Origin of the sequence: Pseudomonas sp. B21128 (assembly GCF_044218865.1) — a bacterium.
GTDB classification, from domain to species: domain Bacteria; phylum Pseudomonadota; class Gammaproteobacteria; order Pseudomonadales; family Pseudomonadaceae; genus Aquipseudomonas; species Aquipseudomonas iridis.
Map to the genome: position 1 here is coordinate 4,289,766 of NZ_CP162590.1, position 23,969 is coordinate 4,313,734.

A 23,969-nucleotide genomic window follows, 5' to 3' on the forward strand; every position below is an offset into this window, starting at 1 on the left:
CTGAAAGCTCCCAGGGGTACTGGGAAGCGTCTGTGACCATCAGGTTTTTATTGGCTGAGGCAAAAGAAAAGCTAAGGATTTAGCAGCGGTATTTTCACGACGAATTCGCTTCCCTTGCCTTCCCCCGCACTTGTGCCGGTCACTGTTCCACTATGGGCTTCAACCAACTCTCGCACCACCGTCAAACCAATGCCTAAGCCTGCGCCATTGAAACTCACTGCATGTTCATCCTGGACAAACGGCTCAAAGATGAAAGGCAGTGCTTTGGCTGAGATACCAATGCCGGAATCACGAATGCGAACTTCCAGCAGATTGGCTTCAACGCAAACGGCAAGTGTGACAGTGCCACCCTTCGGCGTGTATTTGGCCGCGTTACCCAGCAAATTATCAAGAATCTGCGTCAGCCTTACAGGATCGCCGTTCACCGCTAAACGAGATTCCAAGCGTTCTGAGGTGAAACTCAAGCCGTGAGCGAGCATGACCGGAGTGAAGATCGCTATTGCGTCACTAATGATGTCAGCCATGTTAGTAACCTGGAAGTTCAGGCGAAATTTACCGGTGGTAGCGCGAGCAATGTCGAGCAAATCTTCCACCAGTCGGGACATCCGCTGTACCTGGCCTTCAATCAATAGCTGCATGCGTGGCAATTCTTCGCGAGGAATTCGCACCAGGCGGCCAGCAATCATGCTGATGGGCGTCAGTGGATTTCGCAGCTCGTGGGCCACTATAGAAAGGATATTGCGCTGCTGCTCCAGTGCCTGTTCAGCTGCAACTTGTAAATCTTGGGCGCTAAGCGCTGCTATCACCAATCGCTCGTTGGCTTCACGCATTTCCAAGTACAGCTGCTGTTTTGCCTGAGCATTTTTCTGATTTTCAACATCCGACTGCGCCGATAAAATTGCCAGCACTAACTGCTGATTGGCCTCAATAAGTTGCTCGACTTGCAAGGCATCAACAAGCTGGCTGTTGGCTTCGCTGAGTTCCTTGTGCAGCGCCGCGAGTGCCGCCCGAGCCGCGACCGTTTTGCGGCCCAGGAGGAACAGCTCGCGTGCAGCAGTGGCCAAAGCCTGTTCATTCTTGCCGCTGGCCTCACTCATCATTGTTCGCTCATCGATCGACCTTGCTCAAAACCTGCCTTGTCGGTCGCCCGCCGAGCAAACCTTCCTGCTCCGGCAACATGTCACCGATGTGTAGGCCGCTATCATCAATGAAGTACTGGCGTAACTCATCAGAGTGCGCACTGGCGCGAACCTTGACCACGGCCATGATGCGCAGCAACCGGCTCTCCACCTCAATATAGCGCTGGACGATGATTGCATCCGTCAGAAACGCCGTGCCGTAAGGGCTGAAACGCAGATCGGTGTAGCGATCTTCCAGCTCCGAGGTCATCAATACACTGACCCCGGAATTGGTCAGCGCCGTGACCATGCGCGACAGCGACTCGCGAAAATCCTCGCGAAAGGTCGGCGCCAGTGCCAGTTCGAAGCCCGACAGCGAGTCGATGACCACGCGAGTGGCGTTCAGCCGGGTGATCTCGCCGAGCAACAGCTGGACAATTTCGTCAATCGAAAGATCGGGAGCGCGACTATCCACCAGACCGACCTGCCCGCTCGCAATCAAACCCGACAGGGTCGCATTCTGCGAGTGATTGGGCCGTTGTTCGAATACTGCGATCACGCCGGTTTCGCCATTGCGCGCGCCTTCGGCGAGGAAGGTCGCCGCGAGGATGCTTTTACCTGAGCCCGATGGCCCGGCCACCAGCAACGAATAGCCCCGAGGCAGACCGCCCCCGAGCATTTCGTCGAGCCGCGTAACCCCCATGCTCAAGCGCTTGATCGGTGATTCCAGCGGTGTATCAAACGGGCCAGCTATTACGGGTGCGAAAACCTTGATCCCGGAAGTTGCAATGCGGAAGGTGTGCAGGCCCGGCAACGTCGGTTGGCCGCGCATCTTCATGATTTCCAGCTTGCGTACCATGGAGTTGCGTTGAACGCTTTGTCGAAGCCAGATCAGGCCATCGGCCACGGTGAAAATCGGGTTGGTGTCGGTTTCAGTGAAATACTCGCCGATGAGGAACGTCGTCGCTTGCCACGTCGTCATCAGCATGCCCAGTTGCTGAACGAACTGCGGAAGGTTGTTATTGGGGTTGTCCTGGGTCTGGCTGGCCAGCACCACGGAGCGGAACGAATCGACAAACACCAGGGCCGGCGAATGCGCTTCGACTTCGCTGACGATGCGCCGCAGCACCTCGTCCAAGTCCCCGGCCAGGGTATCGTCGGCCAGGTTGATGTAACGGATCGACTGGTTGATCGCTTCGCTGTCGAAAAAGTCGAATTGCTGCTGATAACGCAGCATCTTCAATGGCGGTTCACCCAGGACGGTAAAGAACAGCGCCGGGCGTTCAGGTGTTGCCAGGGCAAACATCATCTGGTGGGCCAGCGTGGTCTTGCCGCAACCAGGAGGGCCGGCAATCAGATTGAACGAAAATTCCGGCAATCCTCCACCCAGCACCTCGTCCAGTCCAGGCACGCCGGTGGCCAGACGGTTGATAGTCACTTTGGTGCTCATGGCGAATTTTCCTGCGAGGGGGTGTCGCTCAAAGAAGGTTCCCACACGCCACGAAGCAAACTAGCGGTGAGCGAGGGCCCGATCAGTGTGGTCAGAAGCTCGTAGAAAGTAGTCAGCAACACTTCACCACAAAACAGGGCTTCGGTGTCCTGCTGCTCGACGAGTACGGATTTAAGGGCAATAAGATCCATCGCGGCCGGCAGACTGTCATAGGTGCCGGAGAGATGCGGATGAGCAGAAACACACAGATGTAAACTGCGCCGGTACAGGGCGACAACCCCTTGCTGGCCAATAATCGGCGCAAGGGCGGCGTCCATAGCCTGCAATTTCGCAACAATCGCCTCGGCGATGCTTGCAGTGTCAGCATTAAGACCGACACCCTGCGCCAGAGAAGCTACGATCCGGCGGCTCTCTTCGCTAAGCGTGGACATGGCTGACTGATATCTGATGAGCAGAGTCTGATGGTACACCCTCAAGCGAACTATTGAGTCCCTTGGATGCAACATTACAAATGCGACAGTAAATGGTGACGAAACAAGAAATGGTTGGTGAACAAGCTCAATGGCAGGGAGTCTTGGCTCTACCCCTAGCGTGACGCCCCACCCTTTCCTCGCCTCACTGAGAGTGAGCAGCCTTGCAAAACGTGTATCGGAAGGTGGTGAACCGCGCGTGCGAACAAGACATAAGCGCCTTGGGCTCGAAAATGGATGTGGGCAATCGAAGCGCTTAACGGCTGAACACTAACGCAAAAGATTTGCGCCGAGGCGCATAGATTCATACCATCACAGCGGGTGTCCTGCTGTATTACGCGCAGGGCAGGTTAATCGTAACGTTGGTCGGGCCGCCATCGGAGAATTTCAGTGCCCGAAAATAACTCCCCTTCTCCGTCTATCCCCCGCCCTCAAGTACTCACAGAAAAAGCACTTGCTGCTCTTCAGCGTTTTTCGCACATTGAAGCGGTCAGCGGGATTGCTCTCTTAATTGCAGCTATAGCGGCTTTAGCCTGGGCAAACAGTTCTTTTTCTGCGAGCTATGAACACTTTTGGCATACCAGGCTCACTATTAGTTTTGGTGACGTCAGCTTATCCCAATCGCTTCATTTCCTCGTGAATGATGGGTTGATGACAATTTTTTTTCTAGTCGTCGGTGCTGAGATACGTCATGAAATCCATGATGGAGCCTTAGCGAATATTAGAATGGCTTTGCTTCCACTGGGTGCGGCATTAGGCGGCGTACTGGTTCCAGCGTTGATCTACATTGCCATCAATCATGGCACAGAAGCCAGTGATGGCTGGGCTGTGCCAACTGCAACAGATATCGCTTTCGCTGTAGGAGTACTTGCCTTACTGGGGAAGTCCATACCCGGAGGTGTAAGGGTATTGCTCTTAGCGTTAGCAATCATTGATGACATTGTCGCCATTCTTATAATCGCAGTATTTTATACTTCTAATTTGAATCTTGATGGGGTGGCAATTGCTGCGGGCGGATTGTTGATGATTTTCATGTTCCAGCGGATGGGCGTTGGCATGATGATCCCCTATGTATTGCCGGGCGCCATCATTTGGTACGGCTTGCTGAAAACAGGCGTTCATCCAACACTGGCGGGCGTGATTCTTGGGCTCTTGAGTCCGGTGCGCTCTATGCCAATGACAGAACGACCGCTAGATATTATTCAGCGAAACTTTCACGAATTGTTAGACCGATTCTCTTCAAATGATACGTCAGATCACTCGGTCACTAAGCCTCTGAAAGAAATACAGCAGGCCCAAAGGGAGATCCTTTCGCCTGTGCAGCGTATTCAAGCAACACTCCATCCATGGGTCGCCTTCGGTATCATGCCACTTTTCGCATTAGCAAATGCCGGCGTTAGTTTCGCAGGAGCCGACCTTGAAAGCTCGCTATCACAAAATGTATTTATAGCGGTGATACTGGCATTGGTTGTCGGAAAACCATTAGGCGTTATTCTCTCGTCCTACGTTCTTTTGAAACTGAAGTGGTGTGAGCTTCCTTCTGACGTAGGCTGGGCTGGAATCGTTTTGGTAGGCCTGCTTGCGGGGATTGGCTTCACCATGTCGATTTTCATCGCATCTCTGGCATTTGACGATCCGGCCCTGCTAGCCGCATCAAAGTTGAGCGTCTTGTGCGCTTCCGGTGCCGCCGCAGTATTAGGCCTGAGCTGGATTTGGATGCGGCGATTAATCAAGGGCAAAAAATCCAAGGTAAACAGCGCATGATCCCTGGTTGGCGCGCACCGCGTTTTTTATCCAAAAACGGGTTACTGAGAAACGTGATTAGCCAATAGGTCATGATAATTTTTGTATCAAATTCCTTGTCGACAGTCCGAAAATCAGGGCTAATCTCAGGCTGTTGTTAAGCAGTCCAAAAGTCATTCACATTGACTTCTACGAGAATACCCTCCTCGGTTCAAGTGTTATGGGCGGGGGTCGCGTCGGGCACCCGCAAGGGTGGCTGGTCTAGTGCCAGCATTCTTACCTTCGCGGCTTCGCCCACCATCTGGCCATATAGACCTTTCAGCTCATTATGTGTTCTACAGTGGACTCCACCAGCGATAGCTCCGGCGTGTGCAAGGCATGAAAGCCTGATATCAGCTGCCATATCCATGGGCACGATTGCCTTAATCTTATGATCCTTAAGGACCTATCTGATACCCTTTCGGCCATCATAAACTTTCGACATACACCTATTGGCGATCTGACCCTTGCCTAACATACCGAGGTTCCATGCAAGCCGAGATGCAGGAGATTAGCGACCATCTCTACCGTTTTGCTCCATTTGACAAGCTGCCTAGAGAGTCAGTAGACGCTACGGCACGGCGAGTGGATGTGCGCTATTTCAAAGCCGGCAGCGACATCCTGGAAGCTGGCGAAGTTATCCAGGATTTGCACTATGTTCGCAGCGGAGCCGTAGAGATTTATCGACGCAACGGTGAACTCTACAACCGGCTTGTCGAAGGCGATATCTTTGGCCAGGCAGGGCTTTTACGCAGCAACAAAGTACGTTTTCCTGCGAGAGCACTTGAAGACAGCCTGATTTACTATATCCCCGCAGACGTCTTTGCCGATCTATGCGCACAGCATGACGCCTTTGCGGATTTCGTTGAAGCTGAAGGGCACTCCAGGCTCAAGTCTGCTGTCGAGGCGCAAGGGCGGTCGAGCGAACTGATCCAGCTCAAATGCCGAGCCTTGCTGTCACGCTCGCTAGTGTGGGTTACATCGGATACCACCGTTCGCGAGGCTGCAAGGCTAATGACCGAACAACGCGTTGCTTGCGTCGTGGTCATGTCGCCAGCGGGGCTGCAGGCAGGAGACACTCAGGGCATTGTGACCGACAGGGATCTTCGCACGCGGGTCGTCGCTGCCGGAAAGAATGCCGGTGAAACACTCATCAGCGACATTATGACTACAGATCCAGTGGCCATAAATGCTGATGATTCAGGGTTTGAAGCCATGCTTGTGATGTTACGCCGCAATATCCATCACCTGCCGGTTCTCAACCAGGGCCGCCCGATTGGCGTAATTAACCTGTCAGATATTATTCGGTACGAGTCCCACAGTAGCTTGTACCTGGTCAACAGAATATCTAACCAGACGTCGGTCGACGGTCTGAAGTCGCTCTTACGAGACCTGCGAGGAACGTACATCCGCATGGTGCGAGATGGTGCGACCGCGCACATGATCGGCAGCGCTATCTCTGGTATCGGCAGAGCTTTCACGCAACGCCTGCTGGAACTTGCGGAAAAAAAGCTGGGCCCTCCACCAGTACCTTATTGCTTCATGGTACTCGGCTCGATGGCGCGCGATGAGCAACTGCTGATAAGCGATCAAGATAACGCTTTGGTGCTGGACGATCGATTCGACCCCTCCTCGCATGATGCATATTTCCGCAGCCTTGCATCGTTTGTGTGCGATGGCCTCGCCGCGTGTGGGTACAGCTACTGTAAGGGCGGGATCATGGCGACCAACGATCAATGGCGCCAGCCTTTGAAAGTTTGGCGCAGCTATTTTGATCAGTGGATCGAGAAGCCAAACCCGACAACCTTACTCAATAGCTGCATTTTTTTCGATCTGGATGGCGTATTTGGCGAGCTCTCGCTGGTGCAGGAACTCAAAGTCCTGTGTGCTCAAAAATCCAGTCGACATCCCGGATTTCTCAATGCCATGGCCAGGATTGCGCTCAACCGGACACCCCCGTTGGGATTCTTTCGTACATTTGTCGTCGAAACAGATGGGCAACAGAAGAGAATCATCAACCTCAAAGGTCGCGGTACCGCCCCGCTCACCGACCTCATTCGCATCCATTCGCTAGCTTGCGGCAGTACCGCGCAGAACTCGTTTGATCGTATTGATGAAATCACTAGCGCTAATATCATGCCGCCCGAAGCACTGAAGCACCTGCGTTATGCGCTGGAATTCCTCTCCATGGTGCGGATCCGGCATCAGGTAGAGGCCCTGGAGCAAGGAGAAACGCCCAATAACTATATCGAGCCTGAACGCTTCTCTAATAGCGAGCGACACAATCTCAAAGAGGCCTTCCAAGTCTTGAGTAACGGCCAGAACTTTTTGCGCTTTCGCTACCCGGCAAAGGGCCGCACCTCAAAATGAATGAGGCCAAGGTGCAATCGGATTACCCGGCGGACTGGCCAGATGTGTTCCGGGAATTGGCGCAGAAGTCGGCTAATTCTTGCTTGAGAACGTTTTATAAGACGGGCGTTGTCTCACCACAAACCCTGATTGAAAGCGTGGAATTTCTTGCAATGGACGTGGAGACAACCGGGCTCAATGCCCAGGCTCACAGTATTGTCAGCATCGGTTTGGTACCGTTCACCTTGAAGCGCATCTATTGCAGCAAGGCAGCGTACTGGGTGCTAAATCCATCATCCGAACTGAATGAAAAGTCAGTCACCTTCCACCATATTACCCACGCTGAGATTTTGAATGCTCCCTCACTCCCTGAGGTGCTGGAACCGCTTCTGCAGGCCATGGCCGGCAAGGTGATTGTCGTCCATTACCGCAATATCGAGCGTGAGTTTCTTGATGCAGCACTGCGTAGGCACCTCGGAGAAGGCCTGAGGTTTCCGGTCGTAGACACGATGCAATTGGAAGCCAGGATGCATCGGCAAAAGCAGGGTTGGATTGCCAGGCTCTTGCGCCGTCCGAAAACATCCATACGATTGGCCGACAGCCGCACGCGCTATAACCTTCCAGCCTATCAAGGGCATCATGCGTTAACCGATGCCCTCGCTACCGCTGAACTGCTACAAGCGCAGATAGCTACCCATTATTCATCAGCGTCACCTATTGGCGCGCTATGGGACTGACGACCCGGCACCAAGCGGGGTCGCCAGAAATGCCTTGGCGCTAGGCTTCTCAAAGCCTCGAAATTCTGTCAGGTGGTATGCATGATTCCATACGTCTGAGCAGGCTTTTATGTCGAGTGCTCGGAAGTCCTCATCGCCACTTCTTTGCTACGCCCCACAGGCATCTCGCCACCGGGAATCGATGCAACGTAAACGGTGCGCGATGGCAGTGCAAAGCTGACACCTATCTCGTTAAAGGCGTCCATTATTTCTAAGTTTATGTCCTGCTGAATATCCATGTAGACGTTGTAACTTGGGTCTAAAACAATGTAGACCACCTCAAATTCTAGAGCGCTCTCCCCAAAACTACGAAAATGGCATCGGTCAAATCGGGCCTTCTTTTGCTGCCTGATAATATGCTCGATTCGTTGCGGTACTTCCCTTACCTGCTGCGCGGAACAACCATAATTCAGGGCTATCTCAAAAACGATCCTGCGCTCTAGAAGCCGTTTGTAATTCTGTATGGTACTTCCGATCATGTCCGCGTTAGCCATAACGATTTGTTCACCGCCAAGGCTACGAATCCGCGTTGTCTTCAATCCTACATGCTCGACGGTGCCAGACAATGAGCCCACAACGATGAAATCGCCTACCTCAAACGGTTTATCTACCGCAATGGATAGCGAAGCGAATACGTCCCCTAGAATATTCTGCATTGCCAAGGCTATAGCGATGCCGCCTACCCCTAAACTGGCGACGAAAGCTGTAATGTTTACGCCGACGTTTGAAAGCATCGCCAGCACAACCACGACCCATAAGAAGACCTTTGCTCCCCACAAGCTTAACGTCGCCAACGCGCTCCCCTGAAATGTTTCAGAGGCACTGTGCCGTTTGAAGTATTGGGCTAAAGCCAACGCAGAAGCGCGATTTGCCCAGAGGCCGACCTGCAAAGCAGCGACAACGAACCAGAGGCTGCTGACTCGTACAAGCCAACGCTCTGGCAGGTCGAGCACACCTACACCAATGAGTATCGATGCAAGCAGTAAAAGCGTATTGCTCGTTCCTGAAAGCACTACGACTGCAATACGGCTAATAGGTGCATTGGGTGATGCTGATATCTTTCGAAGTTTCCTCAGAAAGACACCGATCAAGGTTCTCGCGAATACAAAGCTTATGGTTGCCAACACAACAGCGAAAGCCCAGTTGGCTAACGAAATCCCCAAAAACTCGTACGTGATGAAAAAGCTAACAACTTCTTGAAACATTCTGACCTCATTTATCCGAGGTTTAACCCGCCAGCAGTTGTGCTTGGCGGGTTATTGAAGGATTAACGGTCGCTCAGCCCCGAGCTTCAGCGGGGCTCGGACATCAGCCCTTTCACCAGGGAAACGCAACCAAGCGCCAGAACGAGTGCGAAAGGCAGGCCCGTCGATACAGCCATAGCCTGCAGCGCCACAAGACCGCCGCCCAACAGTAGCGCAATGGCAATCACTCCCTCGATGACAGCCCAGAATACACGCTGCGGAACAGGCGCATCGACCTTGCCCCCTGCTGTGATCGTATCAATGACCAGGGAACCAGAGTCCGAGGAGGTGATAAAAAACACAATGACAAGAACAATGCCCAGGAACGAAGTAATTTCCTTGAGAGGTAGTTCTCCCAGCATCGCGAACAGCTTCAGTTCCAACACAGCATCCTTGACGCCAACCAGGTTTTGTACGGTAGCCTGGTCAATGGCAGTCCCGCCAAAAGTCGTCATCCACAATACCGATACCACGGTTGGAACCAGCAAGACCGAGATCAGGAACTCTCTGACTGTTCGGCCACGGCTGACGCGGGCAATGAACATCCCCACAAAGGGAGACCAGCTAATCCACCATGCCCAATAAAATGCAGTCCAGCCTTGAGTGAATTCAGTGTCAGTGCGTCCGAAAGGGTTGGAAAGTGCCGGAAGGTACTCAGCATACGTCACCAGATTTTTAAAGAATCCAGTGAAAATCGCCAAGGTCGGCCCAACAACAATGATGAACACCAGCAACAGCAATGCGAGGCCCATATTGATTTGAGACAGCAACTTGACGCCCTTGTCCAAGCCAGCAAGTACCGACCAGAGCGCAATTAAGGTGATACCAACGATCAGCACCACCTTGCTTAGATTCGTCGACTCAATACCGAAGAGATATTCAATCCCTGCTGCTGCCTGCTCTGCTCCTATCCCCAAGGAGGTCGCCAGTCCAAACAAGGTGGCAAATACCGCCAGGATATCGATCATGTGCCCCGGCCATCCCCAGACTCGCTCGCCTAGCAATGGATAGAAGATCGACCGTATGGAGAGCGGTAAGCCTTTGTTGTAAGAGAACAACGCCAAGGATAAGGCAACAATTGCGTATATCGCCCAGGGATGGAGTCCCCAGTGGAAGATAGTGGCAGCCATCGCCAAGTCGGCGGAGGCCTTTGCATCACCCGCTGCTCCCCCTAACGGTGCCCAGTCGGTGCGCACACCACTTGCATCGACGGTCACACCGCCCATGGACGCCTGGTAATGCGACATAGGTTCGGCCACGCCGTAGAACATCAAGCCGATGCCCATTCCCGCGGCGAAGAGCATCGAGAACCAGCCCACATAGCTATGGTCTGGTTTAGCATCTCTACCGCCCAAACGAACCTTTCCCAGCGGGGAAAAAATCAGCACGATGCAGAGCACCACAAATATGTTTGCGATGCTCATGAACAGCCAGGCGAGATTGCCAGTTAACCAATTTCGGATAGAACTAAACAGCGGCTCAACCTCATTTTGAAGTGCGAGCGTCAAAATCACGAATAACAGGATTGTTGCGGCTGAAATGATGAACACTTTGCCGTGAATATCGAGGGAGAACGAAAACTCACCCTTGATATTGTCTTGCCCGATGACATAGTCGGTGTCGATCAGATTGGCAGCTCCGCTAGGAGCAGGAATGCCATCCTCACTGCTTTGATGAGGTTTTTCCGGTAGATCATCGCTAGGTGATCGGCCCATAAGAGCCTCCTTGGTTGTGGCACGCTGTAACGTGCAATGGCCGTTAGCCCCGCTGTTCCTATGGTAAAAACGAGATGTGTAGGGTCCTATCCTAACAAGCTTTCCAATCATGTGGCGAACGCTGCCTGAATCAGCCCCAGGAAAGCACGGCACCGTTCCCCGCTGAAACTAAAGAACGCGGATACGGATATGCGGTGGGTGGACTTAAGCCAATCCATGATTAATCGTCAGCCTCTAACGAAGCTAAAAGCCGCTATATTCCTTTGATTGCGGTCGCACGCTGGCGTCCCTGTGCACGGAGATCGCGATTTTTTTACGCAAAAATTACACGTATTGAATGTTAGCTATCGGATACTTCGCGGCGTTAATTTTGGCAGGCTAACTTCATGTCCTCTGCTGCACTCAGGCTTGTCGGTTTCATCTTAGGCATCTTTCTAATCACGTTGGCTGTGAGCATGGCTATACCCATGATCACGCTGGTGACTTTCGAGCGCAACGACGACCTCTCCGCCTTTCTCTGGTCAAGCTTGATCACCTTCATCTGTGGCCTCCTGTTGATCGTGCGAGGGCGCCCGGACGATGCTCAGCTTCGTCCGAGGGATATGTATCTATTGACGACTTGCAGTTGGGTGGTGGTGTGTACCTTCGCAGCGTTGCCTATGGTGTTCATCAGTCACATCAGTTACACCGATGCGTTCTTTGAGACGATGTCCGGCATCACTACAACTGGCTCAACCGTTCTAAGTGGTTTGGATACCGCCTCACCCGGTTTGTTGATCTGGCGCTCGATGCTGCACTGGCTGGGTGGTATCGGCTTCATCGGCATGGCTGTGGCGATCCTTCCCCTGCTGCGGGTGGGTGGCATGCGTCTTTTTCAGACAGAGTCCTCAGACTGGTCGGAGAAAGTGGCGCCCCGCTCCCATGTGGCCGCTAAGTACATCCTCTTTCTCTATCTGGGGCTAACGAGCGCCGGAGCTCTCGCACTATGGATCGCGGGGATGACACCGTTTGACGCGGTCAACCACGCGATGTCCTTGATCTCCACTGGCGGTTTCTCAACCTCAGATGCATCACTTGGCCACTGGACACAGCCCGCGATTCACTGGATAGCGGTCGTCATCATGATTATGGGAAGCCTGCCCTTTACCTTGTACGTCGCGACGCTGCGCGGTAATCGTCGTGCGCTGTTCAAGGACCACCAGGTGCGCGGATTCGTAGGTTTTTTGGTCGTGACCTGGCTTGCGGTGGGTACCTGGCTGTGTTTGCACAGCGACTACGGATGGTGGGATGCGTTTCGTATCGTGGCGGTCAATGTGACCTCGGTCGTCACCACCACCGGAGTTGCTGTAGGCGATTACACCTTGTGGGGTAGTTTTGCCGTTCTGTTGTTCTTCTATCTGACCTTTGTTGGTGGCTGTTCGGGTTCAACAGCAGGCGGCCTTAAAATTTTCCGCTTCCAGGTTGCTGGAGCTCTATTAGTGAGTAGCCTGAAGCAGTTGATCCATCCTCGTGCAGTGATTCAGAAGAAGTACAACGGTCATCCGATTGATGAAGAGATCTTGCGTTCGCTTTTGACCTTCTCATTCTTCTTCACCATCACTATTGCAGTGATCGCCTTGGGACTCGCCCTGATCGGACTAGACTGGACGACAGCGTTGAGCGGAGCTGCCACTGCGGTGTGCAACGTGGGGCCAGGTTTAGGCACAATCATCGGGCCTGCTGGCAACTTCTCAACACTGCCTGACGCAGCAAAATGGTTGCTTACCATTGGCATGCTGCTGGGACGGCTGGAGATACTCACCGTGCTGGTACTCTTCACGCCGGTTTTTTGGAGGTATTAATACTCTCACGGTCAGTTCAAGAATGGGCCCTGCAACAATTGGCCCGAGGCTTTCTTGAAAACGCGGAAGCTGCACCAAGCCAAAGAGTCCAACTCAATTGGCCTGCCGTGTGATTCTTCCAGCTATTGAGGTCAGTTGATCCTTCTCGTGCTGAAGCGTAAGCGTGATCTCTGCGCGAGTGATGAGAAGATCCACGTGCCTGTCGCATGCATCTTTAAAGATCGCTGGGTTTATTTCGGCGAGGCTCATGAGGGCTTTTAACAGCCGAAGGTTTACTTCTAGCAAAGCTGCACCGTCCCTGCTGATTGGGGCAAAAAAATCATCGAACAGATCATCAACCGTCAATCCTCGGAGAAAGACCTGTTTACAGCCCTGGTCTGTTTGCGAGCCAGAGACGTGAGGCTTGCTCCAGCAAGTCAAAGTCCTCACTCCCCGGCCAATGACATCGATGGCTGTTCCTGGGTCGTTCACCGCAGGCGACAAGGCGCGAGAAGCGATTTCCGAAAGAACGCAGAGTCCGAAGCGGGGATCATTTTCAAAGGTTCGCCGCACGCCTATGGTCAGCGTCGCTAGAACCTTGTCTCTTGCAGTATCGGTATCCCCGGCCATCGAGTTTCCCAAGCTCACGATGTGTAGGAGTGGCATTCCCTCGTATACAAATGTCCCCGGGAGCACATCCAGATAAATCTGTATTTCATCATGCTGAGCAATAGCTCCAAGTGCGCTCACATCGATATGTTGCACATAGCCTGTTAGCTCACTTTTAACTGTGATTGCGCTTGGAGGTAGCGACAGATCGGCTGGGTAAGCTGAGCCGCCTAAGTAGGGCCACTGAACGCGTTGAGTGATTGCCTTTATTGCAGCCTTTTCGACGCGATCGATGGTTTCTCCCACCCTTCCAAGTTTTGACAGGTGATCAATCCAGCGCAGGAGAGTGTAAACAATCAAGATGACCACAATTATCGTCACAGCGAACAACAATACTCGACCTTGCGTGCCATAGGCGCCCGTGCTCAACGCGATGATCCCCACCAGGCTGAAAAGGAATGAGCCTATGAATGTGGCAAGTGCATTTTGGGTCGTGGTGTCCTCCATCACCAAGGTGGTAGCGCGCGGTGTCACTCCGCTGCTCGCGGCCCCATAAGCGGTGACCATCGTGCTTAACGAGAAGGTTGTGACGGCCAGCATGCTAGAGGCAATGATCCCCAGAATATTGTCCACGGCATCCGCGCCGATGCGCGCCGACAATGATTCCGGGATGAAGTCTTTGAGCACCACCGCGAGCAGTGCGGTCGCTACTCCGAGAACTGAAAACAAGGAAGCTCTGAACCACAGCCTCTTTGTCAGTTGGCTTATTATCCAGCGCCAGCGAGCGATCATGTGCAATCCTTCAATGACTACGTCAGTTAACGTCGGGAGCAGCGCATAGGTTTTCACCGGCAATTTGAAACGGATTTTCATCCCGGCTAGAAAAACATTACGGCTCGTGACCCGTCTCGAGAATATCCCCGTTCGAAATGTCAGCTTACCTGGCGTGTAGCAGCGGTCTGCAACGGGTGCGGACCTCAGCTAAAGGTGGAAGGCTGGCCGATTGCGCTTCACGCGCTTATAGCGCCCCCCTGTTCCGTGCCAACATCACCTGATAGATCTGAGTTACCACCTGCGTTGTCGCCTCTTCGATCGTTCCTTCATTACGACAGAGAACCCAACCGTGGTCGGCTACCGCTTTTTCGAACGACTCGGTACACGCAACGTGCTCTGCATATTTTTGAATCACAGTGCCGCCCAGTCCTCGCGAACGTGTCGCGGCCCTTGCCCATGAAATGTCCGGGTCGGTAACGACGCCAACATGCAGGTCTGGCACTTGTACGTCTCGATCCATGTTCAATTGGAGAATGTCGGAAAACGGGACTGTTTGCCGAAACGCGGCGTCAGATGGATACCAGCGATCAATCAGGATGATGCTGTCTGGCGGCTGTTTCGTCAGTATGTGACGGGAAATCCAGCTACGACTTTCAGCAAAACCCTGGCATACAGCCCACTCCAGATCCGTGGAGGGATTTCGGGCGAGATTGTTGACCAGGGCCATGGTTTCACCCCTGAAAGGATCGCTTTTTCTCTCGCAAAGCCGGATGACTTTCTGGTTGCCCGCGCGCAGTACCTGCGTAATGGCTTCCAACAGTGTGGTTTTGCCGGTGCCCTTGGGCCCATCCAGAGAAACGAACAGCGGACGATTCATTGTTCACACAACAACTGAGACATTGATGAGCACTGTAACCTCATTTGCGGGTATTCCATTAGCCCTCCCCTGCCCCTTGCTGATACTCACGAGGCGTACAGCCAAACTCCCGTCGGAACACCGTGTGCAGATACTGCGCCGACTTGAAGCCACAACTGCGTGCGACGTCGGCAATCACCGAGTCGGTATTTTTTAGCCCGCTGGTGGCCGCCGCCAGTTTGAAACGCAGGATCTCGTCATGCACGCTGCAGCCTCGTTCAGCGCGGAAATGCGCTTCGAGTGACGAGCGCGATACACCGACATAAGCCGCCACCTGCGCCGTTTTGATGCCCTGGCAAGCGTATTGGCGGATGAACAGCAGCGCTTGCATGACGTACGGATTGCCCAAGGGTTGGTGCAAGCTCGACACCTGCACATTGACCGCATCGGGAGGGATCAGAATCTGCGTGCCGGTGGACGGCAGGCCGTGCAGCATCTGGTGGAGTAATTGCGCGGCGGTACGGCCCATGGTTTCGGTGCCCTGGATGACCGAGCTCAACGGTACTCGAGTCAGGCTGCGGGTGAGCGGGTCGTTGTCGATGCCGATCAAAGCCACCTGCTCTGGCACGGCAATGCCGGCGGTCAGGCAGGCCTGCAGCAACTGGCGGGCACGAGCGTCGCTGACGGCGATGATGCCGATGGGCTTGGGCAGGCCTTGCAGCCAGGCAATCAGCTGTTCGACCGCGCTGTCCCAGAGCGGCGCACTCGTGCCCATGCCGCGATAGATTTCGGCGTGCAGGCCGTCGCGCTGCATCAGTCTGCGGAAGGCTTTTTCCCGCTCCTGAGCCCAACGATTGGCCTGCGCTTCAGGCAGGCTGAAGCAGGCGAAACGCTGCAGTCCCGCCTCAATCAAATGGTTGTAGGCCAGCGTCATCAACGCGTTGTTATCGGTGGCGACATACGGAATCGCTTTCGGATAGGCACGCTTATCCTCATACGAGCCCCCCACCGCTACCACCGGCAACTGGATGTCGGCCAGCGCTTCGCCAATCAGCGGATCGTCGAAGTCGGCAATGATGCCGTCACCCTGCCAGCGCTCGATCCCTTTCAAGCGACAGAGAAAATCCTCCTCCAGGAAAAGATCCCATGAAGCGCGGGTGCTGCTCAGGTAGTTGCCGATGCCGCTGATGATGCCACGGTCGTAGATCTTGCTGCCGTTGAACAACAGGGCGATACGGTGGACAGGCGGTACGGTTTTCATTGTTTTTATGCTTGTTCTGAGCCCCTTGCTTCGGAGGCGATGCAGACAGACTAGGCGCGTGGGCGACGAACCTCAATACGCAAAATCGCACCCCGTGTTGGTGTTTTTCATAATCAGCGGGCACTGGGCCGTTGCTAGTATCGAGACACCGCCAAGAACAACAAGGACAAGGTCAATGCAGTATTTCCCCGATGTCGAGCCGATTCGCTACGAAGGTCCGGACAGCGAGTCTCCCCTCTCCTTTCGTCATTACGACGCCGACAAACTCATCCTCGGCAAACCCATGCGCGAACACCTGCGCATGGCCGCCTGTTACTGGCACACGTTTGTCTGGCCGGGTTCCGATGTGTTCGGCGCGGGGACGTTCAAGCGCCCATGGCAACACGCCGGCGATCCGATGGAACTGGCCATTGGCAAGGCGGCAGCCGCCTTCGAATTCTTCACCAAACTGGGTATCGACTATTACTGCTTCCATGACACGGATGTCGCCCCGGAAGGCCAGTCGTTGAAGGAGTACCGCAACCACTTCGCGCAAATGATTGATCACCTGGAGCGGCATCAGGAAGAAAGCGGGATCAAACTGCTGTGGGGCACCGCCAACTGCTTCAGTAACCCACGCTTTGCCGCGGGTGCCGCAAGCAACCCCGACCCCGAAGTGTTCGCCTGCGCTGCTGCTCAGGTGTTCAGCGCCATGAACGCGACCCATCGCCTCAAAGGCGCCAACTACGTGTTGTGGGGCGGTCGCGAAGGCTACGAAACCCTGCTCAACACTGACCTGAAACGTGAACGCGAACAACTGGGCCGCTTCATGCGCATGGTGGTCGAGCACAAGTACAAGATCGGTTTCACTGGTGACCTGCTGATCGAACCCAAGCCGCAGGAACCGACCAAGCACCAATACGATTACGACAGCGCCACCGTGTTCGGCTTCCTCCAGCAGTTCGGGCTGGAGCACGAAATCAAGGTCAACATCGAGGCTAACCACGCCACCCTGGCCGGCCATAGTTTTCATCACGAGATTGCGACGGCCGTCTCGCTGGGGATTTTCGGCAGCATTGATGCCAACCGGGGTGATCCGCAAAACGGCTGGGACACCGATCAATTCCCCAACAGCGTCGAAGAAATGACCTTGGCCACCTACGAAATCCTCAAGGCCGGAGGGTTCACGAATGGCGGATTCAACTTCGACTCCAAGGTTCGCCGGCAAAGCCTCGATCAGATCGATCTGTTCCATGGTCATGTCGGTGCCATGGATGTGCTTGCCCTGTCCCTGGAACGCGCAGCGGCCATGGTGCAGAACGACGAACTACAACGGCTCAAGGATCAACGCTACGCCGGCTGGAAGCAGCCGTTCGGGCAGGCGCTAATGGCGGGTGACTTCAATCTTGAGTCCTTGGCCGAGCATGCGTTCACCAACGAGTTGAACCCGCAAGCCGTGAGCGGTCGCCAGGAAATGCTCGAGAACATCGTCAACCGGTTTATCTATCGCTGATCACCCACAGAGTCTGCGGGCGCGCCGCGCGGTGACATTTCAACGACAAATCTGTGCCTGCGGCGCTTGCGGATTCTCTACAGTTTTACCAGCCCGATAACTCATCGTCAGGCCGTGTCTTTCCAACAAAAATAAAAGGACGCCCCACATGAAGAACGTAAAACGCACGCTGTTGGCCACCGCCCTGGCGCTGCTGTCACTGCCGGTGATGGCTGACGCTACCCACCCGAAAATCGGCTTCTCCATTGATGACCTGCGATTGGAACGCTGGTCGCGTGACCGTGACTATTTCGTCGCGGCGGCAGAAAAAATGGATGCCAAGGTCTTCGTACAGTCGGCTGATGCCAACGAGCAAAAGCAGATTTCGCAAATCGAAAACCTCATTTCCCGCGGCGTCGATGTCATCGTCATCGTGCCGTTCAACGCCACGGTGCTGACCAACGCGGTGGCCGAAGCGAAGAAAGCCGGGATCAAAGTCGTGTCCTATGACCGTCTGATCCTCAATGCCGATGTCGACGCCTACATTTCCTTCGATAACGAAAAGGTCGGCGAGATGCAGGCCAGCGGCGTGCTGAAAGCGGCGCCCAAGGGCAATTACTTTTTGCTCGGTGGGGCGCCCACCGACAACAACGCAAAAATCCTGCGTGAAGGCCAGATGAAAATCCTGCAACCGGCCATCGACAAGGGTGATATCAAGATTGTCGGCCAACAGTGGGTGAAGGAATGGAACCCGACCGAAGCGCTGAGCATTGTTGAAAACGCCCTGACCCGCAACGACAACAAAATCGACGGCATCGTCGCCTCCAACGACGCCACGGCGGGCGGCGCCATCCAGGCCCTGGCCGCGCAGCAAATGGCGGGCAAAGTGCCGATTTCCGGGCAGGACGCCGACCTTGCAGCGGTCAAGCGAGTGATCGCCGGCACCCAAACCATGACCGTGTACAAGCCGTTGAAACTCATCGCCACCGAAGCGGCCAAGCTCTCGGTGCAACTGGCGCGCAACGAGAAACCCACCTACAGCTCGCAATACGACAACGGCAGCAAAAAAGTCGACACCATCCTGCTCACGCCAACGCCGTTGACCAAGGACAACATCGATTTGCTGGAACAGGACGGCTTCTACACCAAGGCGCAAATTGCCGGGAAGTGATCTCCGGTAATGCGAAAACCCTTGTGGGAGCGAGCTTGCTCGCGAAGACGGCAGCACATTCAGTATTGATGCCCGCTGAACCGCCGCTTTCGCGAGCAGGCTCGCTCCCACAGCGTTAAGTGTTTGAGCCTTTGGAATACGAGCCCTCGTTATGTCCGACTATTTGCTGCAAATGCACGGCATCGTCAAAACCTTCGGCGGTGTCAAAGCGCTCAACGGTATCGACATCAAGGTCAAACCGGGGGAATGCGTTGGCCTGTGCGGCGAGAATGGTGCCGGCAAGTCCACGCTGATGAAGATCCTTTCGGCGGTCTATCCCCACGGCACCTGGGACGGTGAAATCCTCTGGGACGGGCAACCGCTCACGGCGCAATCGATCAGCGAGACGGAAGCGGCCGGGATCGTCATCATTCACCAGGAACTGACGCTGGTGCCCGACCTGTCGGTGGCCGAAAACATTTTCATGGGCCATGAACTGACACTGCCGGGCGGGCGGATGAATTACCCGGCGATGATTCACCGTGCCGAAGCTTTGATGCGCGAGCTGAAAGTGCCCGACATGAACGTAGCGCTGCCGGTATCGCAGTACGGCGGTGGCTATCAGCAACTGGTGGAAATCGCCAAAGCCCTGAACAAAAAGGCCCGCCTGCTGATCCTCGACGAACCCTCATCAGCCTTGAGCCGCTCGGAAATCGAGGTGCTGCTGGACATCATCCGCGACCTCAAAGCCAAGGGGGTTGCCTGCGTCTATATCTCGCACAAACTCGATGAGGTGGCTGCCGTGTGCGACACCATTTCGGTGATCCGCGACGGCAAACATATCGCCACCACCGCCATGGCCGACATGGACATTCCACAGATCATCACCCAGATGGTCGGACGGGAAATGAGCAACCTTTACCCCACCGAGCCACACGATATCGGCGAGGTGATTTTCGAGGCCCGTCACATCACCTGCTACGACGTCGACAACCCCAGGCGCAAACGGGTCGACGATATCTCGTTCGTCCTCAAACGCGGCGAGATCCTCGGCATCGCCGGGCTGGTCGGCGCCGGCCGTACCGAACTGGTGACCGCGCTGTTCGGCGCTTACCCGGGTCGTCATGAGGGCGAAGTCTGGCTGGACGGTCACCCCATCGACACGCGTACACCGCTCAAATCGATTCGTGCCGGCCTCTGCCTGGTGCCGGAGGATCGCAAGCGCCAGGGCATCATTCCGGACCTGGGCGTCGGCCAGAACATCACCCTCGCCGTGCTGGACAACTACTCGAAACTCACCCGTATCGATGCCGAGGCCGAGCTGGGCAGCATCGGCCATGAAATCGCCCGCCTGCACCTCAAGACCGCGAGCCCGTACCTGCCGATCACCAGCCTGTCGGGTGGCAATCAACAAAAAGCCGTACTGGCGAAGATGCTACTCACCCAACCCCGGGTGCTGATTCTCGATGAGCCGACCCGAGGCGTGGACGTCGGTGCCAAATACGAAATCTACAAGTTGATGGGCGCGCTGGCGGCCTCAGGCGTGTCGATCATCATGGTGTCGTCGGAGCTGGCCGAAGTGCTCGGCGTTTCCGATCGCGTGCTGGTGATCGGCGAAGGTCAGTTGCGTGGCGACTTCATCAACCATGAACTCACCCAGGAGCAGGTGCTCGCCGCGGCCCTCAGCCAGCCTGGCAGCCATAACAATAATGATCGGAAATCCGCGTAAATGAATCAGGTCAAACAACTGTTCACTCGCTACAAAATGCTCGCGCTGGTGTTTGCCGTGGTGTTGATCTGGCTGTTCTTCAGCTGGCAGACCGAGGGCGGATTCCTCACCCCGCGCAACCTCTCCAATCTGCTGCGGCAAATGTCCATTACCGGAATTCTCGCCTGCGGCATGGTGCTGGTGATCATCAGCGGCGAGATCGATTTGTCGGTCGGCTCATTGCTGGGTCTGCTCGGTGGCCTCGCCGCCATTCTCGATGTGATCTACCACGTCCCGCTGCTGGCGAACTTGAGCCTGGTCGCCCTCTGTGGACTGTTGATCGGTCTCGCCAACGGTTACATGGCAGCTTACTTGCGCATACCGTCCTTCATTGTCGGTCTGGGGGGCATGCTGGCGTTTCGCGGGATTCTGCTGGGGATTACCGGCGGCACGACCATCGCGCCGGTGTCACCGGAACTTGTCTACATCGGCCAGGGGTACTTGCCCCACGCGATCGGCACCGGCCTGGGCGTTCTGCTGTTTGCGCTGACGGTGTTCCTGACCTGGAAACAACGGCGCAATCGCGCCCTTCACGGCCTGGCGGCGCATTCACTGGTGCGTGACGTCATACGCGTGTTGGTGATCGGTGCGGTGCTGGCCGGCTTCGTCCAGACGCTCAACAGTTACGACGGCATTCCCGTGCCGGTCTTGCTGCTGCTTGTGTTGCTGGGCGCGTTCAGCTACGTCGCCAGTCAGACCGTGTTCGGTCGGCGCGTCTATGCCGTGGGCAGCAATATGGAAGCGACGCGCCTGTCCGGTATCAATGTGCAGGCCGTGAAGCTGTGGATTTTCGGGATCATGGGCGTGATGTGCGCCCTCGCCGGCATGGTCAACACCGCGCGCCTGGCCGCCGGTTCACCTTCGGCCGGCAGCATGGGTGAGCTCGACGCCATCGCCGCCTGCTTCATCGGCGGCACCTCCATGCGCGGCGGTTCGGGGACGGTCTACGGCGCCCTCCTCGGCGCGCTGGTCATCACCAGTCTGGACAACGGCATGTCCATGCTCGATGTCGACAGCTATTGGCAGATGATCGTCAAGGGCAGCATTCTGGTGCTGGCCGTGTGGGTGGATGTGAGTACGCGCACCGGACGCCGTTAAGGCGCAGGCATCACCCGGCGGGCGTGCTTGAGGCCGCCGGACCGAGAATCTCCATCAGAAAATCGATAAACACATTGATCCGGCTGGAGCCACGGTGATTGGGCAAGTACAAGGCGTTGATGCAACCGCTGGCACTGCCGGGATTGACCGCGTAGTCCTCAAGCAAGCGGGTCAGCCGGCCCGCCGCCACGTCGTCGCGCACCAGCCAGTCGGCCAACAGCGTCACCCCGCCCCCGCCGATGGCGGCTTCGCGCAGGATGTCGGCGTTGTTGCTTTGCAGGCGCCCCTGGACGTTGAGCTGAATGGGCGCGTCGTCATGCTGAAAGGTCCAGTGCTGGTGGATGCCGCCGTAATCGAAACGCAGGCATTGATGCTCCAGCAAATCCCGCGGGTGACAGAGCGCCGCGCTACGCGCCAGATACGCCGGACTGGCCACCACCCAGCGTTCGAAATGCCCCACGCGTTTGCTGACGATGTCTTCGCTGACCACGGTTGACCCCAACCGCACCGAAACATCGATCTGCTCGCTGAGCAGGTCACTGACCTGATCGCTCAGTGACAGACTGATCTCCAGCCCCGGATGCCGCTCGAGCAAACGACTCAGGTGCGGCGCAATAAGGCGTCGACCAAACTCCACAGGGACGCTAATGCGCAGGCGGCCCTGCGCTTCGGCGCCACGATCGGCGACAACGGCATCGGCTTCGTCGATCGCGTCGAGAATCGCCACGGCTTTTTCGAAATAGGTCTGGCCGGCAACGGTTACGCTGGTGTTGCGTGTGGTGCGATTGAGCAGGCTCGCGCCCAGCTCGTGTTCCAGCCCTGCCACTTGCCGTGTCACTGACGACGTGGATATCCCGAGTTTGCGCGCTGCCGAGGAATAGCCCCCGCAGCGCACGGTTTCCACAAACATCTTCAGTGCCAGCAACTTGTCCATCAGCGGGGTCCGGTCGATAGGGAACGCGGATGATTGTGCATCACTGTTCGTCTGTCGTCTTGTACCGCCGTGCTTGAACGCATTCATCCAGTGTTCAGACATCCGCCCTGCGGCTCAGGAACAACCCGAGTGCGAGCGCTGGCAGCAGCGCCACCGCGACGGCAGACAGGTGCCAGCCGAAGTGCTCGTACAGCGGGCTGGCCACCAACGACCCCACCGCGCCGCCGACGAAAATGCTGGTCATGTACACGGCGTTCAGGCGTGCACGGCTGTGCGGATCGAGGGCGTACACCTCACGCTGGCCGAGCACCATGTTCAATTGCACGGCGAAATCCAGCAGCACCGCGCACACCACCAGCCAGACATAGCCGCTGCCCGGTAGCGCGGCGATCAACAGCGCCACCGGCGCCAGCAACAACGCGACCAGCGTGCCGCGCCGACCATGCCCGGCATCGGCGAGACGCCCGGCAATCGGCGCGGCAATGGCACCCACCGCACCGACCAGCGCGAAGATCGCCACGTGTGCCTGACTGAAACCGTGGTGCCGCATCAGTTCAATCGGTGCGAGGGTCCAAAACAGGCTGAAACTGGCGAACAGCAGCCCTTGATACAGCGAGCGCTGACGCAACACCGGATAGCGCCGGGCCAAGGTAAATACTGAACCGATCAACGCGGCATACGTGGCTTTATGGGTCGGCAGCCGACGCGGCAGTGCCACTGCGGTAATCAACGCGATGACCGCCATCAGCGCCGCTGCGCTGTAAAACACCCCGCGCCAGCCGAACACCTCGACCAACAGGCTCGACAGTGGCCGCGACAACAGAATCCCCAGCAGCAGACCGCTCATGATATTGCCGACGACGCGGCCACGACTGGCCTCGGGGGCCAAATGCGCCGCCAGCGGCACGAGGATCTGCACGGCCACCGACGTCAGGCCGATGAGCAAAGACAGCACCAGGAACATCGACGGTGAATGGGTCAGCCCGGCGCACAACAGCGTGACGCTCGCCGCAAGAGTGAAGCCGACCACCAGACGGCGGTTCTCCATCAGGTCGGCCAGCGGCACCAGCAGCAACAGGCCCAGCGCGTAGCCAAACTGCGTCAGCGAAACGATCAGGCTGGCATTGGCGCTGGACAGACCGATCTGCGGTGCAATCAGTTCAACGATCGGTTGAGCGTAATAAAGATTGGCCACGACCGCACCACAGCAAAAAGCCAGGAACGCGACCATCAGGCCGGAAAGTCCAGCCGGCTGTTCGGCATTGGTCGCAACGACCGGATTGCCCGTGAGCATGATGACACCTCATTGAGTTCAGGAAAGTGC

General features: G+C 55.9%; 18 protein-coding genes. 8 read left to right on the forward strand and 10 right to left on the reverse strand.

Annotated elements, in window-relative coordinates; translation table 11 throughout:
* Positions 1-71: 71 nt before the first annotated feature.
* Genes AB4P91_RS19200 through AB4P91_RS19210 form a run of 3 tightly spaced genes read right to left on the reverse strand, consistent with a single transcriptional unit; the run spans position 72 to position 2,999 of the window.
* On the reverse strand, positions 72-1,097 hold the full coding sequence (locus tag AB4P91_RS19200) for a sensor histidine kinase KdpD (protein ID WP_150591847.1): 1,026 nt from the start codon (positions 1,095-1,097) through the stop codon (positions 72-74).
* Positions 1,098-1,107: 10 nt separating this feature from the next.
* A complete protein-coding gene (locus AB4P91_RS19205) occupies positions 1,108-2,568 on the reverse strand; it encodes an ATPase domain-containing protein (RefSeq protein ID WP_150591846.1) in 1,461 nt (486 codons plus the stop codon).
* A complete protein-coding gene (locus AB4P91_RS19210) occupies positions 2,565-2,999 on the reverse strand; it encodes a hypothetical protein (RefSeq protein WP_395603417.1) in 435 nt (144 codons plus the stop codon). The genes AB4P91_RS19205 and AB4P91_RS19210 overlap by 4 nt, the downstream gene beginning before the upstream one ends.
* Positions 3,000-3,428: 429 nt before the next feature.
* Between AB4P91_RS19210 and nhaA the strand changes: the two genes are divergently transcribed.
* From nhaA to AB4P91_RS19225, 3 genes are all read left to right on the forward strand, one after another.
* On the forward strand, positions 3,429-4,802 hold the full coding sequence (nhaA, locus tag AB4P91_RS19215; RefSeq protein ID WP_150687308.1) for a Na+/H+ antiporter NhaA: 1,374 nt from the start codon (positions 3,429-3,431) through the stop codon (positions 4,800-4,802).
* 507 nt (positions 4,803-5,309) lie between these two features.
* Entirely contained in the window at positions 5,310-7,190 is a 1,881-nt protein-coding gene (locus tag AB4P91_RS19220) for a DUF294 nucleotidyltransferase-like domain-containing protein (protein ID WP_150687309.1), read from the forward strand.
* Positions 7,187-7,906: a 3'-5' exonuclease gene (locus tag AB4P91_RS19225; protein ID WP_150687310.1), complete on the forward strand. Its 720-nt coding sequence runs from the start codon at positions 7,187-7,189 to the stop codon at positions 7,904-7,906. The genes AB4P91_RS19220 and AB4P91_RS19225 overlap by 4 nt, the downstream gene beginning before the upstream one ends.
* Before the next feature lie 107 nt (positions 7,907-8,013).
* Here the strand turns inward: AB4P91_RS19225 and AB4P91_RS19230 are convergent, their stop codons facing one another.
* Complete coding sequence (locus AB4P91_RS19230; RefSeq protein ID WP_150687311.1) at positions 8,014-9,150, reverse strand: mechanosensitive ion channel family protein; 1,137 nt, start codon at positions 9,148-9,150, stop codon at positions 8,014-8,016.
* Between the two features lie 86 nt (positions 9,151-9,236).
* Positions 9,237-10,904: a BCCT family transporter gene (locus tag AB4P91_RS19235; protein WP_150687312.1), complete on the reverse strand. Its 1,668-nt coding sequence runs from the start codon at positions 10,902-10,904 to the stop codon at positions 9,237-9,239.
* Positions 10,905-11,290: 386 nt separating this feature from the next.
* Here AB4P91_RS19235 and AB4P91_RS19240 point away from each other — a divergent pair, with 386 nt between their 5' ends.
* Positions 11,291-12,745 (forward strand): TrkH family potassium uptake protein, encoded by a 1,455-nt coding sequence (locus tag AB4P91_RS19240; RefSeq protein WP_395603418.1) that lies wholly within the window; start codon positions 11,291-11,293, stop codon positions 12,743-12,745.
* Between the two features lie 93 nt (positions 12,746-12,838).
* Here AB4P91_RS19240 and AB4P91_RS19245 read toward each other — a convergent pair whose 3' ends face one another.
* The 3 genes from AB4P91_RS19245 to AB4P91_RS19255 all read right to left on the reverse strand — a co-directional run bounded on the left by AB4P91_RS19245 (position 12,839) and on the right by AB4P91_RS19255 (position 16,224).
* Positions 12,839-14,125, reverse strand: a complete 1,287-nt coding sequence (locus AB4P91_RS19245) for a DUF2254 domain-containing protein (protein WP_150687480.1) — start codon at positions 14,123-14,125, stop codon at positions 12,839-12,841.
* Positions 14,126-14,351: 226 nt separating this feature from the next.
* Complete coding sequence (locus AB4P91_RS19250) at positions 14,352-14,984, reverse strand: dTMP kinase (RefSeq protein WP_395603419.1); 633 nt, start codon at positions 14,982-14,984, stop codon at positions 14,352-14,354.
* Positions 14,985-15,042: 58 nt separating this feature from the next.
* On the reverse strand, positions 15,043-16,224 hold the full coding sequence (locus AB4P91_RS19255) for a XylR family transcriptional regulator (RefSeq protein ID WP_150596375.1): 1,182 nt from the start codon (positions 16,222-16,224) through the stop codon (positions 15,043-15,045).
* Positions 16,225-16,399: 175 nt separating this feature from the next.
* On the opposite strand from AB4P91_RS19255, the gene xylA reads away from it, so the two are divergent.
* The 4 genes from xylA to AB4P91_RS19275 all read left to right on the forward strand — a co-directional run bounded on the left by xylA (position 16,400) and on the right by AB4P91_RS19275 (position 21,711).
* On the forward strand, positions 16,400-17,716 hold the full coding sequence (xylA, locus tag AB4P91_RS19260; RefSeq protein ID WP_150596374.1) for a xylose isomerase: 1,317 nt from the start codon (positions 16,400-16,402) through the stop codon (positions 17,714-17,716).
* A 148-nt stretch (positions 17,717-17,864) separates the two neighbouring features.
* A complete protein-coding gene (gene xylF / locus AB4P91_RS19265; RefSeq protein ID WP_150591841.1) occupies positions 17,865-18,866 on the forward strand; it encodes a D-xylose ABC transporter substrate-binding protein in 1,002 nt (333 codons plus the stop codon).
* A 151-nt stretch (positions 18,867-19,017) separates the two neighbouring features.
* Positions 19,018-20,574, forward strand: coding sequence for a D-xylose ABC transporter ATP-binding protein (xylG, locus tag AB4P91_RS19270; protein WP_395603420.1), 1,557 nt, complete (start codon positions 19,018-19,020; stop codon positions 20,572-20,574).
* The gene (locus tag AB4P91_RS19275) at positions 20,575-21,711 is read left to right on the forward strand and encodes a sugar ABC transporter permease (protein ID WP_395603421.1); all 1,137 of its coding nucleotides are present in this window, start codon (positions 20,575-20,577) and stop codon (positions 21,709-21,711) included.
* Between the two features lie 10 nt (positions 21,712-21,721).
* Here AB4P91_RS19275 and AB4P91_RS19280 read toward each other — a convergent pair whose 3' ends face one another.
* The gene (locus tag AB4P91_RS19280; protein ID WP_150591838.1) at positions 21,722-22,645 is read right to left on the reverse strand and encodes a LysR family transcriptional regulator; all 924 of its coding nucleotides are present in this window, start codon (positions 22,643-22,645) and stop codon (positions 21,722-21,724) included.
* Positions 22,646-22,739: 94 nt separating this feature from the next.
* Positions 22,740-23,939, reverse strand: coding sequence for an MFS transporter (locus AB4P91_RS19285; protein ID WP_395603422.1), 1,200 nt, complete (start codon positions 23,937-23,939; stop codon positions 22,740-22,742).
* Between the last annotated feature and the right edge of the window lie 30 nt (positions 23,940-23,969).

Coding starts and splice junctions, on each gene's coding strand:
- AB4P91_RS19200 (WP_150591847.1), bottom strand. CDS start 1,097: ATGAGTGAGGCCAGCGGCAAGAATGAACAGGCTTTGGCCACTGCTGCA.
- AB4P91_RS19240 (WP_395603418.1), top strand. CDS start 11,291: ATGTCCTCTGCTGCACTCAGGCTTGTCGGTTTCATCTTAGGCATCTTT.
- AB4P91_RS19220 (WP_150687309.1), top strand. CDS start 5,310: ATGCAAGCCGAGATGCAGGAGATTAGCGACCATCTCTACCGTTTTGCT.
- AB4P91_RS19230 (WP_150687311.1), bottom strand. CDS start 9,150: ATGTTTCAAGAAGTTGTTAGCTTTTTCATCACGTACGAGTTTTTGGGG.
- AB4P91_RS19225 (WP_150687310.1), top strand. CDS start 7,187: ATGAATGAGGCCAAGGTGCAATCGGATTACCCGGCGGACTGGCCAGAT.
- AB4P91_RS19210 (WP_395603417.1), bottom strand. CDS start 2,999: ATGTCCACGCTTAGCGAAGAGAGCCGCCGGATCGTAGCTTCTCTGGCG.
- xylF (WP_150591841.1), top strand. CDS start 17,865: ATGAAGAACGTAAAACGCACGCTGTTGGCCACCGCCCTGGCGCTGCTG.
- xylG (WP_395603420.1), top strand. CDS start 19,018: ATGTCCGACTATTTGCTGCAAATGCACGGCATCGTCAAAACCTTCGGC.
- AB4P91_RS19250 (WP_395603419.1), bottom strand. CDS start 14,984: ATGAATCGTCCGCTGTTCGTTTCTCTGGATGGGCCCAAGGGCACCGGC.
- AB4P91_RS19255 (WP_150596375.1), bottom strand. CDS start 16,224: ATGAAAACCGTACCGCCTGTCCACCGTATCGCCCTGTTGTTCAACGGC.
- AB4P91_RS19205 (WP_150591846.1), bottom strand. CDS start 2,568: ATGAGCACCAAAGTGACTATCAACCGTCTGGCCACCGGCGTGCCTGGA.
- AB4P91_RS19235 (WP_150687312.1), bottom strand. CDS start 10,904: ATGGGCCGATCACCTAGCGATGATCTACCGGAAAAACCTCATCAAAGC.
- AB4P91_RS19275 (WP_395603421.1), top strand. CDS start 20,575: ATGAATCAGGTCAAACAACTGTTCACTCGCTACAAAATGCTCGCGCTG.
- xylA (WP_150596374.1), top strand. CDS start 16,400: ATGCAGTATTTCCCCGATGTCGAGCCGATTCGCTACGAAGGTCCGGAC.
- AB4P91_RS19280 (WP_150591838.1), bottom strand. CDS start 22,645: ATGGACAAGTTGCTGGCACTGAAGATGTTTGTGGAAACCGTGCGCTGC.
- AB4P91_RS19245 (WP_150687480.1), bottom strand. CDS start 14,125: ATGATCGCTCGCTGGCGCTGGATAATAAGCCAACTGACAAAGAGGCTG.
- AB4P91_RS19285 (WP_395603422.1), bottom strand. CDS start 23,939: ATGCTCACGGGCAATCCGGTCGTTGCGACCAATGCCGAACAGCCGGCT.